A 16,954-nucleotide genomic window follows, 5' to 3' on the forward strand; every position below is an offset into this window, starting at 1 on the left:
ATCATAAAAAGGGGAATAAAGCCATGAAACTGAAAACATTCCTGACCGCGACGCTCCTTGCCGCTCTGATGGCCGGCACCGCATCCGCCGAGACGCTGAAGCTGGTGGAGGTCATCACCAGCCCGGAGCGCACCGAAACGCTGAAGTCGATCGTCGCGAAATTCGAGGCGGCCAATCCCGGCACCACCGTCGAGATCATTTCGCTGCCCTGGGGTGAGGCCTTCCAGAAATTCGCCACCATGGTCTCGGCCGGCGAAATCCCGGATGTGATGGAAATGCCCGACACCTGGCTGTCGCTCTATGCCAATAACGGCATGCTCGAAAGCCTGGAACCCTACCTCAAAACCTGGGATCAGACCGCCAACCTGACGGACCGCGCGCTGGAGCTTGGCCGCGACGTCAAGGACACGGCCTATATGCTGCCCTACGGCTTTTATCTGCGCGCCATGTTCTACAACAAGAAGATCTTCAAGGAAGCCGGCGTCGAAACCGTGCCGAAGACCATGGACGAATTCACGGCGGCTGCCGAGAAGATCAAGAAACTGCCGGGCAAATATGCCTATTGCCTGCGCGGCGGCCCCGGCGGTCTCAATGGCTGGATGATGTTCGGCGCGACGGCGGCCGGCGACAACACCTATTTCAATGCGGACGGCACCTCGAAATTCACCGAGGAAGGCTGGATCAAGGGTTTCACCTGGCTTGTCGATCTCTACAAGAACGGCTACGCGCCGAAGGACAGCGTCAACTGGGGCTTCAACGAGATCGTCGCCGGCTTTTATACTGGCACCTGCGCGATGCTCGACCAGGATCCGGATGCGCTCATTGCCATTTCCGAGCGGATGGATGCGGCCGACTACGGCGTGACCACCATGCCGAAGGGTCCGGGTGGCAAGACCTTCCCGACCATCGGCTATGCCGGCTGGTCGATGATGTCGGCAAGCGCCAACAAGGATCTCGCCTGGAAGCTGATCGCAACGCTGGAAGGCCCGGAGGGCAATATCGAGTGGAACAAGCGCATCGGTGCCCTGCCGGCGCTCACCTCTGCCGCCAACGATCCGTTCTACAAGAGCGAGCAGTTCAAGGGCTGGTTCGAGGAACTGGCCGACAAGGACGCCGTGCCCACGGTCATGCCGACCTACCTTGAGGAATTCGCGTTCTTCAAGGATTCGATGGCGATCAAGACCAGCCAGGAAGCGCTGCTCGGCGACATCACGCCGGAAGAGATGGCCAAGCAGTGGGCGGAGTACCTCACCAAGGCGCAGCAGAAGTTCCTGGCCAGCAAGTAAAGGCCGATATCGCGGCTTTGGCGGGTGGGTAATCCGCTTGCCAGGCCTTGTCGCAAGCCCCTCCCCAAACCTCTGCCGACAAGGGGGAGGGGCTCATATGCCGCGCGGTTCCGACGCATCTTCCCCCGCGGGGAAGATGCCCGCAGGCAGATGGGGCTCCCTCAAGCCATCGCCGGCCGCAACCACGAAACGGACTTTTCACGATGGCATCATACGCAGCCGGCAATCATAGCAAGCCTTTCAGGAAGCGCATGGCCGATGCCTCCGCGCCCTATCTGTATACGGCGCCGGCATTGATCCTGATCGTTACCGTCATGCTGGTGCCGCTTGTTCTTGGGATCTCATACGCCTTCCGCGATATCCAGCTGCTGAAGCCGTTTTCCGGTGGTTTCATCGGGCTGGATCATTTTCGCACGCTTGCCGACGACCAGAATTTCTACAGGGCATTGCGCAACACGCTGTGGTGGACCGGCTGGTCGGTGCTGCTCCAATTCGTCTTCGGCCTGATCCTCGCGCTTCTGCTCGACAAGCCGTTCATGGGTCGCGGTCTCGTGCAGGCGCTGGTGTTCCTGCCCTGGGCGGTGCCGAGTTTTCTCGCCGGTCTCAACTGGGCCTGGCTCTTCAATCCCGTCGTCGGCCCGCTGCCGCACTGGCTTTACGCGCTCGGGCTCATGAGCGCGCCGGACAATATTCTCGCCGATCCGCAGCTCTCCATGTGGGGACCGATCGTCGCCAATATCTGGTGGGGAATTCCCTTCTTCGCCATCACGCTGCTGGCCGCCCTTCAGTCAATCCCCCGCGATCTTTATGAGGCCGCCAGCATCGATGGCGCCGGGCCTTTCCAGCGTTTCGTGTCGATCACATTGCCGTTTCTTGCTCCGACCATCGCCATTACGGTGCTGCTGCGCACCGTCTGGATCTCCAATTTCGCCGATCTCATCATCGTCATGACCAATGGCGGACCGGCAGACCGCAGCCAGATCGTCGCCAGCTACATCTTCACCCAGGCTTTCAAGCGCCTCGATTTCGGCTATGCCTCGGCCATCGCGCTGGTGCTGCTGGTTTTGCTCATCACCTATTCCCTGTTGATCGTCGCATTGCGGCAATGGCTCCTGAACAAGGATTGAGACCATGACGCCTCGAAACATCACAGCCACAGTCGCACATCGTCTGGCCATTCTCGGCTATGTCGTCTTCGCGCTCTTTCCGCTTTACTGGCTGCTGAAAGTCTCGGTGACGCCGAACAAGCTGCTCTATTCCGAAGGCATCCGGATGTGGCCGTCGCAAACGACGCTTGACCACTTTAGCTTCGTGCTGCGGCACAGCGACTTTCCGATCTTTTTCAAGAACAGCCTGATCGTTGCCGGCTCGACCGCGGTCATCGTCACGGTTCTTGCCTCGCTGGCCGGCTATGCCATGTCGCGTTTTTCCTTTCGAGGCAAATACTGGATCGTTACCCTGATGCTGCTGACGCAGATGTTCCCGCTGGTCATGCTGGTCGCGCCGATCTTCAAGATGCTGTCGCCGCTCGGCCTGACCAACAGTCTCACCGGGCTCGTCATCGTCTACACCGCCTTCAACGTGCCCTTTGCCACCTTCCTGATGCAGTCCTTCTTCGACGGCATTCCGAAGGATCTGGAGGAGGCGGCGATGATCGACGGGGCGACGCAGTTCGTGGCCTTCCGCCAGATCATCCTGCCGCTGACACTGCCGGGCCTTGCCGCAACGCTCGGCTTTGTCTTCACCGCCGCCTGGAGCGAGCTTTTGTTCTCCTTGATGCTGATCTCCGGCAATGCGGCGGCGACCTTCCCCGTGGGCCTACTCTCCTTCGTCTCCAAATTCTCGGTCGATTTCGGGCAGATGATGGCGGCGGGCGTCATGGCGCTCGTGCCGGCCTGCTTGTTCTTCCTGCTCATCCAACGCTACCTCGTGCAGGGCCTGACGGCCGGCGCGGTGAAAGGCTGATCCCATGGCATCGATACAGATCGACAATGTCGAAAAATCCTATGGAATCCACCCGGTCCTCCGGGGGGTGGACCTTGATATCCGGGATGGCGAATTCGTCGTGCTGGTCGGGCCGTCCGGCTGCGGAAAGTCGACGCTTCTGCGCATGATCGCCGGCCTCGAAGTGGTGACCGAAGGCGAGATCCGCATCGATGGCAAGCGGGTCAACGACCTGCCGCCCAAGGATCGCGACATCGCAATGGTGTTCCAGTCCTATGCGCTCTATCCGCATATGAGCGTGGCGAAGAACATGAGCTACAGCCTGCGCCTGCGCAAAACCGCCAAGGAGAAGATCGCCTCCGTGGTTGCGAATGCCGCGTCCAAGCTCGGGCTCGATCCGCTGATGGAGCGGCGTCCCAAGGCACTGTCCGGTGGACAGCGCCAGCGCGTCGCCATGGGCCGTGCGATCGTGCGACAGCCGAAGGCATTTCTCTTCGACGAGCCGCTTTCCAACCTTGATGCGCGCCTGCGCGAGCAGATGCGCGCCGAGATCAAGAAATTGCATCAGGATCTCGGCGCCACCTCGATCTACGTCACGCATGACCAGATCGAGGCCATGACGCTGGCGGATCGGATCGTCGCCATGCATGGCGGCGTCATCCAGCAGGTCGGCAGCCCGCTCGAGCTTTACGACCGGCCGGCGAACCTGTTCGTCGCGGGCTTCATCGGTTCGCCGGGCATGAATTTCTTCGAAGGGACCTATAAAGCGGACGGGGATACGGCACGGTTCCTGCTCGATGGCGGCGTGACACTCCCGCTGCCGAACGCCTATCCGCTGGAAAATGGCGGTCGGGCAACCCTCGGCATTCGCCCGGAACATGTCGTGCTCGGCGCGGGAGGTGCAGACACGATCCCTGCGATCGTCGATCTCGTTGAGCCCACAGGCTTCGGCAATATCGTTCACCTCAAGCACGGCCCGGTCGCCCTCAAGGCTTTCACGCTCGACCGCAGGTTTCTCGGCATGCAGGGGAATATCGCCGTTCAGTTCCCGGCGCATCATCTCCATCTGTTCGACGCGTCGGGCCGGAAAATATAAGGCTTCACGCCTGTCCGGGCACGGGTGCTGCTCGCTCCCCTGTTCGCGGAGGCTACGCGCCACGGTGCATTAGCGATCGCTAGGGACGCCTGGCAATGCGTTATCTTCAGGCCCGATGTATTGGCAACCTGCTCTCCCGGGATTCATCGGAATATTCCGCGACGGACGGCGCCGGCTGCGGCGAAGCTCATGATGGCCAAGGCATACCAGGTGAGTGCATAGACGAGATGGTTGTTGCGGAACCGGGTGACGGTCAGTCCTCCGACCGGCCATCCGCCCGGATTGGGTGTCGCATCGGCGTCAATGAAATAATCGGTGGCAAGCGGCATGTCGTTCACTGCGGCAATGGCGGCGACATCGCGCGAATACCACCGGCCATTGGCGGGATCGTTCCGGCGCAGGAAGGCCCCGCCCGGCTCCGGCATGCGGATCAGGCCCGTGACGCGAACGGGTGCGCCCGTCGCGCCGATGACGCGCGATGAAGGATCACGCCGATCGGTCGGCACGAAGCCGCGATTGACAAGAACAGACGTACCGTCCTTGCGAACCAGAGGCGTTATCACCCAGAAGCCTGCGCCCAGAGCGGTGACGGCCTGAACCTGGACCTCCTTGTCATGGCGAAACACGCCGGTGGCTGTGACGCGGCGATATTCGTCGCTTTCGGCGGTAACCCTCGTAGGTGAAGACGGAGCATCGGCGGGCGGCCCATTCACGCGCGCCTCGACGCGTTCTATGATGTCGAGCTTCCAGACCAGCCTTTTCACCTGCCAGGTCCCGAGTCCCGCAAAGACGATCGCCAGGAAAGCCATCGCCACAGTCAAGATCAGCCGCGACCGCGGCGCGCGACGGGGCTGTTCTGTGGGGTCGGCGTCCATGCTAACGGCGTTCATTGCGGCCGTGCGTCATGGCATGTTCTTCATCACTTCCGGTGACATGGGCATCATGTTGGCATTCAGGTGATGCATGACCCAGAGCGAACCGGCAAGCGTGATGCCGACGAGAACCAGCGTGAAGAGCAGCGCCATGATCGTCCACCCGCCTTCCGAACGCGGATTCATGTGCAGGAAATAGATCATGTGCACGACGATCTGCACAACGCCGAAGGCCATGACGAAGAAAGCCATCCATAGCTTGCTGTCAATGACGCCGCCCATGACGAGCCAGAAGGGAATGGCCGTCAGAACGACAGACAGGATAAAACCCGTCATATAGCCCTTCAGTGAACCGTGGCCGGCCTCGTGGCCGTTGCTGTGGCCGTGATGCGTCTTGGCGGCATCTTCGCTTGCCGGAGACTGTGGTTGCGTGCTCATCCGATAACTCCCATCAGATAGACGAAGGAAAAGACGCCGATCCAGACGACATCGAGGAAGTGCCAGAACATGGAGAGGCACATCAGCCGGCGGCGGTTTTCCGCAATGAGGCCGTGCAGTGATACCTGCACCATCAGCGTGACCAGCCAGATGATACCGAAGGTCACATGCAGCCCGTGGGTGCCGACAAGCGTGAAAAAGGACGACAGGAAGGCGCTGCGCGTCGGCCCCGCGCCCTCATGGATAAGATGATAGAATTCGTAAAGTTCGAGCGCCAGAAATATTACGCCGAAAACGCCGGTGACACCGAGCCAGAACAAGGTTTCCGCCTTGGCATTGCGCTCCATCTGCAGCATGGCGAAGCCATAAGTGATGGAGGACAGAAGCAGCATCGCCGTATTGACCGCAACGAGCGGCAGGTCGAACAGGTCGGCCGGCGACGGACCCGCCGCATAGCTGCGGCCGAGCACGCCGTGAGTCGCGAACAGCACGGCGAAGATCAGGCAATCGCTCATCAGATAGAGCCAGAACCCCAGCATGGTGCTGCCTTCGGGATGATGATCCTCCGTCAGGTAGAATTCCGGCTTTTTGGTCTGCTGAATGTCGGTTTGGCTCATGGTCTCAGCTCCGTTCCGCGAGCAGGGCCGAGCGCGCATCTTCGGTTGAAACGACGGTTTCAACGGGGATGTAGAAATCGCGCTTGTAATTGAACGTGTGGCCTATGGCTGTTGCAAGCAGACCGATCAAGGCAACGATCGCAAGCCACCATATGTACCAGATCATGGCGAAGGCGAAGACGACGCTGAGGCCGGCGAGGATGACGCCCGTGCCGGTATTCTTCGGCATATGGATCGGCCTGAAGCCCTTTAGCGGGCGCTCGTAGCCGCGATTCTTCATGTCGTACCAGCCGTCGTGATCATGGACCACAGGTGTGAAGGCGAAGTTGTAGTCCGGCGGCGGCGAAGAGGTCGACCATTCCAGGGTCCGGCCGTTCCAGGGATCGCCGCTCGTTTCCCGAAGCTGGTCGCGCCTGAGATAGCTGACCGCAATCTGGATGATGAAGGAGGCAATTCCGAGCGCGATCAGCACGGCCCCGAAGGCTGCGATGATAAACCAGATCTGCAGCGAAGGATCCTCGAACTGGGAAACGCGCCGGGTCACCCCCATCAAACCCAGCACGTAAAGCGGCATGAAGGCGACGAAGAAGCCGATCTGCCAGAACCAGAAGCTCATTTTGCCCCAGAAGGGATCGAGCTTGTAGCCGAAGGCCTTCGGCCACCAGTAGACGATGCCGGCCATCAGTCCGAACACCACGCCGCCGATGATGACATTGTGGAAATGGGCGATCAGGAAGAGCGAATTGTGCAGCACGAAATCGGCCGGCGGTACGGCGAGAAGTACGCCGGTCATTCCGCCGATCACGAAGGTGATCATGAAGCCGATGGTCCAGTACATCGGCAGTTCGTAACGGATCTTGCCGCGGTACATGGTGAACAGCCAATTGAACATCTTGGCCCCGGTGGGGATGGAGATGATCATCGTGGTGATGCCGAAAAAGGCATTGACCGATGCGCCTGAGCCCATCGTGAAGAAGTGATGCAGCCAGACCAGATAGGACAGGATCATGATGACGCAGGTTGCGTAGACCATCGATGCATAGCCGAACAGGCGCTTGCCGCAGAACGTGGCGACGACTTCCGAAAAAATGCCGAAGGCCGGAAGAATGAGGATGTAGACTTCCGGGTGACCCCAGATCCAGATGAGGTTGACATACATCATCGGATTGCCGCCAAGGTCGTTTGTAAAGAAGTTCGTGCCGGCATAGCGGTCGAGCGTCAAAAGTGCGAGTGTGGCGGTCAGGATCGGGAATGTGGCGACGATGAGGATGTTGGTGCAGAGCGATGTCCAGGTGAAGATCGGCATTTTCATGAAGGTCATGCCGGGCGCCCGCATCTTTACGATGGTCGCGATGAGATTGATGCCCGACAGCGTCGTGCCGACCCCTGCCACCTGCAGACCCCAGATGTAATAGTCGACTCCCACTCCGGGGCTGTAGTCGGCCCCGGACAGCGGCGGATAGGCGAGCCAGCCGGTGCGGGCGAATTCGCCAACGAACAGCGACATCATGATGATCACCGCGCCGGCCGTCGTCATCCAGAAGGAGAAATTGTTCAGGAAGGGGAAGGACACGTCGCGTGCGCCGATCTGCAACGGCACGACATAGTTCATCAAGCCCGTCACGAAGGGCATGGCCATGAAGAAGATCATGATCACGCCATGGGCGGTGAAGATCTGGTCGTAGTGGTGCGGGTTGAGATAGCCCTCGTTGCCATTGAAGGCGATGGCCTGCTGGATCCGCATCATGATCGCATCGGCAAAGCCGCGCAAAAGCATGACGAGTGCCAGAATCACATACATGATTCCGATCTTCTTGTGGTCGACGCTGGTGAACCACTCGGTCCAGAGAGTGCCCCAGAGCTTGAAGCGGGTAATCAGCCCGACCAGGGCGAGGCCGCCGATCGCCACGACGATGAAGGTCACGATCAGAATGGGCTCGTGATAGGGGATGGCCTCAAGGGAGAGCCGCCCGAAGATCAGTTCCGTCAGATTGCTGTTGCCGAACATGTGTCTATCCAATTAACCGATGCGGTTCAGGGCTTTGCGTCGCTATTGTCGTTCAGTTGCGCTGGTGCTGCGCCGTCCTGGCCGGTGCCGCTTTGTCCCATGGAATGACCCTGATGCATCTCATGGTTCATCTGTTGATCATCAACGCCTTCTGCAGGTTCTTCGCTGCGGGAAGGATTGCCCGTCGCCGGGAAGGTTGAGGCAGGGGCACCCTCGCCTTGCTCCGCATGACGGTTGTCATGTTGCAGACGATCCTTGTTTTCCCGGCTTTCCTTGCCAGCACCGCCCATCATGTCGATATGCATCATCTCGCTCATGCACATCTGGCCCGGTCGCGCGCACATGTTGAGAACAGCCTCGTAAAGCCCTTCTTCGACGGTGGCATAATACCGGACGGGTTCCTTCATGCTTGGCTTTTCCAGCTTCAGGTAGGTGTCGCGGTTCAGCGCAGTGCCCTGCTGCTTGACGCGGGCGACCCATTCGTCGAAGCCCGCCTGCTGTACGCCATGGAACTTGAATCGCATATGGGAGAAGCCGTCGCCGCTGTAGTTCGAGGAAAGCCCATCAAAGACGCCTTCCTTGTTGATGACGGCGTGCAATCGGGTCTGCATTCCGGGCATGGCATAGATCATGCCGGCAAGGGCGGGTACGTAGAAGGAGTTCATCACCGAGGATGAGGTGATCTTGAAATTGATCGGAACATCGACGGGAGCCGCCATCTCGTTGACGGTCGCTATTCCATAGTCGGGATAGAAGAAAAGCCATTTCCAGTCGAGCGCCACCACTTCCACGGTGACGGGCTTTGTCTCAGCCGAAACCGGCCGCGCCGCATCGATCCGGTCGAGAGGCCGGTAGGGATCGAGCTTGTGCGTGCTGATCCAGGTGATGGCACCGAGCGCGATGATGATCGCCAGCGGTGCGGACCAGATGACAACCTCGAGCCCCGTCGAGTGATGCCATTCGGGATCATAGTTCGCCGCCGTATTCGAGCCGCGATAATGCCAGGCAAAATAGACCGTCAGGCAGATGACCGGAACGATGATCAAAAGCATCAGCACCGTCGAAACGATGATGAGGTCCTTTTGCTGAACGGCGACGTCACCCGAAGGGGACATCACCACCATATTGCAGCCGGCCAGTGCCACGGCGGGCAGGAGAGCGAAGAGCCGTGCGGCGGATTTCAACGGAAGGGGCATCTTGAGCTCGAAATTTGCGTTTCGTCTGATTGTGACTAATCGTGGTTTTCATCATCCTGGAATGAGGCGCTTCGTCGCAGTGCAACAATTTGACGCATTGCGAAAGCCGACGCCCAAGGTTTGATCAGGCTATGGATCGATGCTTAAACAGGCGTCGCCGGCCCGGCGCCAACAGAAATCTAGCACAACATGAAGCAACGGCCAGAGAGAAACGGGCATGACACCCTCGGATGTCAAAAGGTGTCCTTGATCTCTGGCGTGGTTTGATCAACATTTGAACGAAGAGGCGGTGTCTGCCGTCAGGAGGACTAACATGAGCTCGGTCTCCACACCCACATCGTCAGGTATGGAAAAAGATGCGCGTCAAATGCACGATGACAAGCCGATCTCTCCCGGTAGCATTGCCATTGGCGTGGTCATCGGCCGCATGTCGGAGTTCTTCGATTTTTTCGTCTATGGTCTCGCTTCCGTTCTGGTGTTTCCGCGGCTTGTCTTCTCCTTTGCCGCCGATCCGGTCAGCGCCACACTGATGTCCTTTGCTGTCTTTTCCCTTGCCTTCATGGCAAGGCCGGTCGGTTCCTTCGTCTTCATGTGGATCGACCGCAACTATGGCCGTGGCACCAAGCTTACGATCGCTTTGTTCCTTCTTGGCGGCTCCACCGCATCGATCGCTTTCCTGCCGGGTTTCGAGACGATCGGTTACTGGTCGGTCGCCCTTTTGGCGCTCTTCAGGCTGGGGCAGGGTTTTGCGCTCGGCGGCGCCTGGGACGGTCTGGCCTCGCTTCTCAGCCTGAGCGCGCCGGACAACCGTCGTGGCTGGTATGCAATGATCCCGCAACTCGGGGCACCTTTGGGATTCGCGCTGGCAAGCATCCTGTTCGGCTATTTCGTCGCCAATCTGTCCGACGCTGATTTCCTTTCCTGGGGTTGGCGCTATCCTTTCTTCGTGGCTTTCGCCATCAATGTCGTGGCGCTTTTCGCCCGGCTGCGCATCGTTGCCTCGAAAGAGTTCGGTGAAGCTCTGGCGGCGAACGAACTCCAGGCCCGGCCGGTCTTCGAGATGCTGAGCAAGCATGCGCATGATGTCGTGCTCGGCGCCTTCGTGCCGCTTGCGAGCTTTGCCATGTTCCACCTGGTGACGATCTTTCCACTCAGCTGGGTAACGCTCTTTGGTGGCCAGTCGGCGGCTGAATTTTTGTGGGTACAGGTCACCGGCGCCGCTGTCGGCCTTGTGGCGATCGTTCTGTCCGGCCTGCTCGCGGACCGCATCGGCCGCCGCAACCAGCTGATGATCGGCGCCATCATCATCGCTGTCTTCTCGTTCTCCGCACCCTTCCTGCTCGATGCCGGTGGCAAGGGTCAGGATGCCTTCATCATCATCGGCTTCGGTATTCTCGGCCTGTCCTTCGGCCAGGCCTCCGGCGCGGTTTCCTCGCGTTTCGGGCAGTACTACCGCTACACGGGGTCCGCTTTCACCTCGGACCTCGCATGGCTCATCGGCGCAGGTTTCGCGCCCCTGGTGGCGCTCGGTCTCGCCAGCAATTTCGGCATTATCTTCATTGGCGGCTATCTGATCTCCGGTGCGATCTGCACCATCGTCGCCCTGAGCGTCAGCCGTGCGCTGGATCAGGCCGTCGATCCCGGCGAAACGAAATAGAGCCCATCGCCGGAAAAAACATAAAGCGGCAAGCCCTGATTTCCGCCGGCGATCCCTCGTAGGCATTCGACGCGCAGACTTCTGAATGCGATCACTGCTGCTCCAGGCTTGACCGCAGCATCCGGTAGTAGCCAGCGAGCTGGGGGATTTCCGTCTCCAGCCGAACGAGCGACTCGTCGTCGGCGCGCAGCGCGCCTGCATATTTCGCCTCGATCACCCCGCGATGCACGGCAAGCAGGACCGCCGGCGGCGAAGGATCCAGCACGGTGTGGATCGGTGACAGGGCATTGCGTCCCTTGACGGCGATGCTGTCCAGCTCGACGGTCGTGAAACTCTTGCCGACGAGCCTTGCGGTCTGTTCGCCGAGCAGCAGAGGTACCCCGTAAGTCTTGGATTGGCCCTCCAGGCGCGAGGCGAGATTGACGGAATCGCCCAGCACGGAATAGTCGAACCGTCGCGACGAACCCATATTGCCCACCACGCAATCACCCGTATTGATGCCAATTCCGATCTTGAGCCTCTGGGGCTCACGGCCGTCTGCCCGCGCCTCATGCAACAGTTCGCCGTTGAGCACGTCGACAGCGTCCAGCATGCGCAACGCGGCGCCGACGGCATGGGTGGCGTGGTCTGGATCATCAAGCGGCGCGTTCCAGAAGGCCATCAGGCAATCGCCGATATATTTGTCGATCGTGCCGCCGCTTTCCATCACCACATCGGACAGCGGCGTCAGCAGCCGGTTGATCAGCGTGGTCAGTTCTTCCGGTGCGTCCTTCAGGGCTTCGGAGATGGTCGTGAAGCCGCGCACGTCGCAAAACAGGATGGTCAGGGTGCGCCGTTCGCCGCCGAGTTTTAATTGCGAGGGATCGTTGGCCAGACGCTCGACCATAGCCGGCGAAAGATAGCTGGAAAAGGCCCGCGTGATGTCGCGCCGGCCGCGGCGTTCTTCGGCATAGTCGAAACCCGTCTGGGCAGCGGCAACGCAGAAAAAGGCGAGGCACGGGCCGAGCGGCGACAGGAACATGTGGCTGGACCGGAGAAGCGCGTAGCTTGCCCCGATAAAGACCAGTGCCCCCACGGTCCCGAACACCGCAGTTTGCCAGCCCGTCGAGCGACGCACCAGAAGGGCGGCCAGCAAGGCCGCGAATAGGATTGCCGCGACGGAAAAGGGTGACGACACAGGCTCGATGAAAAGCCCGTTCACCACATTGTCGAAAATCGTCGCCTGGATCTCGGCGCCGGCGACGAGCTGCCGCGTGTGGATCGTAAACGGCGTGGCAAATGCATCGGCGCCCCCGGCCTGCAGCGTCGGCGCGTTCTGCAGACTGAGGCCGATGATCACGACGCGATTGCGGAAATAGTCTTTCGGCAGGAACGTGGTCGGGTCCAGCGCCTGATAGTAGGAGACCGTGGGATACGTCCGCGCCGGCCCGAAACTTTGCAGCATGGCACGGGAAGAAGCCGGCAGGGCCGCTCGTTCGGCAATGTCGGCAAGCTGCACGGCAAAGCCGTCCTGGTAGGGTGGGATTTGTCGCAGGGTTCCGTCGCCGCCGAGCTGAACGGAGGCAATCCCGGCGCGCGCTCCGTTCTGCAGAAGTTCGGCGAGCGGCTCGGTACGAACCCATTGCTCGGCCTGCGGTGTTTTGATCAGCGTTTCATCGCCGGCAAAGACGATATCCGCGCCGGACGCTTCCGCCAGCGCAAAATCGCTTTCGGCTGATGCAGACGGTTCCGCGAAAATAATGTCGAAGCCGATGGCCTTTGCGCCTGCCGCCCGCAAAGCCTTTGTCAGTTGCGCATGCAGGGATCTTGGCCAGGGCCATTGGATGCCGATTTCGGCCATGGACGGTTCATCAATCGCCACGATCACCGGCCCATTCTCCGGCAAGGGGGGTGGTGACAGGGTCGAGAGATAATCGAAACCGCGCAGATCCGCGAGGCCGAAGGCAGTGCTCATGGAAGCGGCGGAGACGACCATTGCCACGACCGCCGTGAGGACGCCAAGCTTCAGATACCGCAATCGCGCCCGAACGTCGGATGCGGGTCTTGGCGATGCTGCACCCCGATGCCCGCGCGCCCCGATCCGCCCCATCAGAAGCGCACTTTCACCGTTCCCTTGAAGGTCGGACCCCAGCCGGGAATGGAGTCCGCGATCTCGAACTGCTCGTCGAGCAGGTTATAGGCGGACAGATCGATTTGCATTCGCTTGTCAAAGGATTCCCAGGTGACGCTGGCGTCCAGCGTCCAGTAGTCGTCCAGTTCAGTGCCGGCATTGTCTGCCCGTTCTCCGGTATAGTTCGCGGCAAGGGTCGCGCGGATATTGTTGGTATTAACCCAGGTCAGCGCGACCCGGCCGGCCGTGTCGGGCACGAAGGGCAGCGATCCTTCAAAGACATCACCGACCGCGGTGCCGCTCCCGCTGGACTCATTGGCGGCAATGGTGGCCGACAGGCCAAAACCGTGCCCTAGCCAGTAATTCGCCGTCAGGCTCGCCCGGTCGATCCGGCCGTTGTCGATTGACATCGTATCGATCGTATAGGGCAGGATGGTGTTGAGAGACGTGAATTCCTGATGCTGATAATCGACGGAGGTGAAAAACCGGTCCGTCCACTCTGCGTCCCAGCGAAAGGCAAACGTGTCGGACTTGCCGTCCATGCCGAGATTGAGCTGGTTGGATTGCAGCCCCAATATGCCGACCGGCGCCAGCGTCGGCGTGTCCGATCCGGCACCTTCCCGCAGATAAGCCGCCCTCAGCCAGTGACGATCGACCGGATTCCACGCAATGCCGAGACGCGGCTCCAGGCGCGCCTTCGCGTCGTCGTCGCTTTCCAGATAGGTCGCGAAGACAGCGGCCTCCGCCTTGAGCGAGGGTGTCAGCTCCGCCAGCACCGACCCGTAGATCCGGCCAAGCGGGGAGGTGTCGCTGAGGGACAGGTTGGTGAACTCGACCGGCGGAATGAGCTTGATGTGCTCGGAGTTGAAATCCTGTTTCAGGAAGCCGCCTTCGAGACCGTAGCGATAGGTGAGGTTGCCCGCCTCGTAGATATGGCCGACGGCGGCAATTGCACTGCTCGTCTCGCTTTGCCATTGGTCCAGGACAAGAGGAATACCGGTGAAATAACCGATATCCTGAACATCGGCTTTGCTGGAGGAGTAGAACAATCCGGCATTGACGATATTGTGATAGGCGATCGTGTGGCTCCAGGCTGCCCCGACATTCAGCAGTTCGGCTGAGACATCCAGGCCCCGCCCGAACAATGCCGGACCTGTCGTCGACGCAGACGCTGCGAGGTCGATTCCGCTCAGCGTGCCCACCGCCGTATCCAGTGCCAGATCGCTTTCGCCGTAATTGGCGTAAAAGACAAGCCGGTCATCCGGTGTCGGCGACATGGCGACATAGGCATTGCCGGCCTGCAGTTCCGTTTCGGTCGTGAAATCGCCAAGGTCGTCCAGTGCGCGGCCCTGGGGTGTTCTCTCCCATTGCAGCGTACCATAGGCGCTGATCGGGACGACACTGTTGTCGAAGGCCCGCACTTCCGCCTGGCCGCTATAGCCGAGTTTTCCGTCGCCGGACACGATGCCGCCGCCCAGCGAGGTTTCCAGAAAGGGTCTCTGGACGAGATTGACGGTGCGCTCGCGGCTGGCAAGCATGTGTGGATCGATCAGCAAGCCCTGGATGAAGGACGAATAGGATGTCGCGTTTGCGGTGTTTTCGATGATCTGGCCATCATAGCTCGATGCGCCGGTGAAGGGATTGACGCTGCCACGAACGGCCTGGTCGATATAGCTGGTGCCGGCGAAGGGATCGAAAACGACATCGCCATAATATTGTCCCCAGGCGTCCAGCCCCTGAAGCCTGAAGGCGTCGTTCAACGTCGAACCGGCCTGCTGGTTTGCACCGAGCGGTGCCGCATCGCCGCCGCGCGCCCGTGTGCGGCGCATGACTTCCTGGGCATTGCGGATGGCGCCGTCGGAATCATATTCGTCGATCGCAATCGCCGTGCGCACAACCGGAACGATCGGGTCGTTCGGATCGAGCCGTTCGGCATTGTCGATCGCCTGCGCCGCCGGCACGCGGTCGCCCTTCTCGAAATGCGCGGCGGCCAGCATCAACTGCGCCTGGGAATATCCGGGATTGGCGGCTGTGCCGGCCAGCAGGTCCTCGATCGCCTTGTCGATCTCGCCGGTTTGCAGATGATAGCGGCCACGGGCAATCAGCGCGATATCGAACGAGGGATCGACCCGCATCGCCTCGTCAATTTCCCGCTTCGCGTCCTTCATCCGCGATTGAACCAGATAGAGCAGTGCCAGATTGGCATGCGGCACGGGGTCGTTCGGATCAAGATCGATCGCTTTTCTGTAGGCAGCTTCCGCCTCCCGGTTAGCCTCGCGGTCGGAATGGGCAAGCCCGATCGTGTTCCAGATCGAACTGGAGCCCGGCGCGGTTTTCAGGGCGCGATTCAGATCGTCGAGCGCCCCCTGGCGATCGTTCAGAATGCCGAGTTTGTAATGGGCTCGTGCCTGCAGACCGGTCGGGTCGTCCGGATCGATGGCAAGCGCCCGCTCGAAACCGTCCACGACTTCCTTCTCGTCAGCCAGCAGAATGCCGATCTGCGCCCGGACGGCCGGCAAGGTTGGGTCGTCCGGCGTGCTGCGCTCACCTTCCTTGATAATTTCGAGCGCTGCAGGAATGCCCTCGCGAAAGCCGGCCGTCCAGGCTTTCGCCATGGCCGCGTAGCCGCCGCTGCCCATATTCGGAGGCGTTTCGACATGGTTGGGGTTGGCCAGCGAACGCGCGAAATAACCGCCATAGGCGGCAATGGCCCGCCGCTTTGCATCGAGTCCCGGCTTTGATTTCTCAAAGAGGACAGCGGCCTCCGCATATCGGTTTTCGGAGCCTGCGATCAGTGCTTCCACAAGGGTGACCCTGGCGCGCTGGACGCCGCTGAGATCCTGTGGCCGCAGCTTGGCAATCGCATCCTTGGCCTTCACCTTCCCATCAAGCACAAGATAGATTTCCGCAAGACTGAGCCAGTCTTCGCTGGACCGGCGCGTGACGTCCCGGCTCTCGATGCGGTGCCTTTCGGAGCGCATTTCCGGAACGATCAGCGGTGTGGCGGGCATGAATTGGAAGGCGTTGCGCAGCGACAGGTTGAACAGCATCTGCTCCCTGTCCTTCGGCTTGGCAATGACGATCTTCGACGGCGCCCTGCCGATGGCGGCAACCGCTCCCTCGCCCTGTGCCACCTGAACGCTGCCATAGGCATTGCTGAGTTCCACGAGCCCCTCGAGCACGATCAGCGAGGTCTTGCCGTCTTGATCAACGGTCATGGTCCAGTCGGTGCCGCGGATCGCCGCCGCCGCTGCTGGCGTGTCGATGACAACGCCCTCTCCGCCGCGTTCGGCACGCGCCCAGATGGTACCGGACTGCAGTTCAAGGCTGGCGTCGCCGCCGCTGCCGATTTTCTTTACCAGCAGCGAGCTGTTGCGCCCAAGCCGCACCTGCGTCCTGTCGGAAAAAACGACGGCAAGCTGGCCCGTCGCATTGGTGCGCAACACGTCGCCATTGAGAAGATCCTGCTGCAGATCCACGTAGCGCCAGCTGGAAACATCGACGAACCTAACTTCCTCGCCGGCTTTTCGAGCAATGACGGAGCCTGCTGCGGGTGAGGGACGCGGCAAGGGGTCTGCCAAAGCGGCAGGTGTAAAAAGGCATATCGCTCCCAGGAGGCTTGTCAGCCTGGCGGATGCGTTTGTCATGAGGTTCCCCAACCGAAATCGCTATAAATTACTGAATTTGGCAGTTTGAAAAGTCAATACGGAGTCCGTACGCGCCTCTGTTT

The 16,954-nt window shown here is 60.4% G+C and carries 12 protein-coding genes; 5 read left to right on the forward strand and 7 right to left on the reverse strand.

What is annotated here, in order from left to right; translation table 11 throughout:
- The first annotated feature begins 23 nt into the window (after window positions 1-23).
- The 4 genes from PY308_RS01105 (at window position 24) to PY308_RS01120 (ending at window position 4,326) form a co-directional block, all read left to right on the forward strand.
- Window positions 24-1,286 (forward strand): ABC transporter substrate-binding protein, encoded by a 1,263-nt coding sequence (locus tag PY308_RS01105; RefSeq protein WP_434064186.1) that lies wholly within the window; start codon window positions 24-26, stop codon window positions 1,284-1,286.
- 203 nt (window positions 1,287-1,489) lie between these two features.
- Window positions 1,490-2,413 carry a carbohydrate ABC transporter permease gene (locus PY308_RS01110; protein ID WP_275787092.1) on the forward strand — a complete coding sequence of 308 codons (924 nt, stop codon included), beginning with the start codon at window positions 1,490-1,492 and terminating at the stop codon, window positions 2,411-2,413.
- A gap of 4 nt (window positions 2,414-2,417) precedes the next feature.
- On the forward strand, window positions 2,418-3,251 hold the full coding sequence (locus PY308_RS01115; protein ID WP_275787093.1) for a carbohydrate ABC transporter permease: 834 nt from the start codon (window positions 2,418-2,420) through the stop codon (window positions 3,249-3,251).
- A 4-nt stretch (window positions 3,252-3,255) separates the two neighbouring features.
- On the forward strand, window positions 3,256-4,326 hold the full coding sequence (locus PY308_RS01120; protein WP_275787095.1) for an ABC transporter ATP-binding protein: 1,071 nt from the start codon (window positions 3,256-3,258) through the stop codon (window positions 4,324-4,326).
- A 143-nt stretch (window positions 4,327-4,469) separates the two neighbouring features.
- Here PY308_RS01120 and PY308_RS01125 read toward each other — a convergent pair whose 3' ends face one another.
- From PY308_RS01125 to cyoA, 5 genes are read right to left on the reverse strand one after another with little or no spacing between them, the layout of a single operon-like run.
- The gene (locus tag PY308_RS01125) at window positions 4,470-5,216 is read right to left on the reverse strand and encodes an SURF1 family protein (RefSeq protein WP_275787098.1); all 747 of its coding nucleotides are present in this window, start codon (window positions 5,214-5,216) and stop codon (window positions 4,470-4,472) included.
- Window positions 5,217-5,228: 12 nt separating this feature from the next.
- A complete protein-coding gene (gene cyoD / locus PY308_RS01130) occupies window positions 5,229-5,636 on the reverse strand; it encodes a cytochrome o ubiquinol oxidase subunit IV (RefSeq protein WP_275787100.1) in 408 nt (135 codons plus the stop codon).
- Entirely contained in the window at window positions 5,633-6,253 is a 621-nt protein-coding gene (gene cyoC / locus PY308_RS01135) for a cytochrome o ubiquinol oxidase subunit III (protein WP_275787101.1), read from the reverse strand. Before cyoC ends, cyoD begins: the two co-directional genes overlap by 4 nt.
- Window positions 6,254-6,257: 4 nt before the next feature.
- Window positions 6,258-8,261, reverse strand: coding sequence for a cytochrome o ubiquinol oxidase subunit I (gene cyoB / locus PY308_RS01140; RefSeq protein ID WP_275787104.1), 2,004 nt, complete (start codon window positions 8,259-8,261; stop codon window positions 6,258-6,260).
- Between the two features lie 26 nt (window positions 8,262-8,287).
- On the reverse strand, window positions 8,288-9,457 hold the full coding sequence (gene cyoA / locus PY308_RS01145) for a ubiquinol oxidase subunit II (RefSeq protein ID WP_275787106.1): 1,170 nt from the start codon (window positions 9,455-9,457) through the stop codon (window positions 8,288-8,290).
- Window positions 9,458-9,770: 313 nt separating this feature from the next.
- On the opposite strand from cyoA, the gene PY308_RS01150 reads away from it, so the two are divergent.
- Window positions 9,771-11,114, forward strand: coding sequence for an MFS transporter (locus PY308_RS01150; RefSeq protein WP_275787109.1), 1,344 nt, complete (start codon window positions 9,771-9,773; stop codon window positions 11,112-11,114).
- Between the two features lie 91 nt (window positions 11,115-11,205).
- Here the strand turns inward: PY308_RS01150 and PY308_RS01155 are convergent, their stop codons facing one another.
- Window positions 11,206-13,203, reverse strand: coding sequence for a CHASE2 domain-containing protein (locus tag PY308_RS01155; RefSeq protein ID WP_434064187.1), 1,998 nt, complete (start codon window positions 13,201-13,203; stop codon window positions 11,206-11,208).
- Complete coding sequence (locus PY308_RS01160; protein WP_275787111.1) at window positions 13,203-16,871, reverse strand: FecR domain-containing protein; 3,669 nt, start codon at window positions 16,869-16,871, stop codon at window positions 13,203-13,205. Before PY308_RS01160 ends, PY308_RS01155 begins: the two co-directional genes overlap by 1 nt.
- Window positions 16,872-16,954 lie beyond the last annotated feature (83 nt).

The sequence above is a fragment of the Pararhizobium gei genome, from assembly GCF_029223885.1.
Lineage (GTDB): Bacteria > Pseudomonadota > Alphaproteobacteria > Rhizobiales > Rhizobiaceae > Pararhizobium > Pararhizobium gei.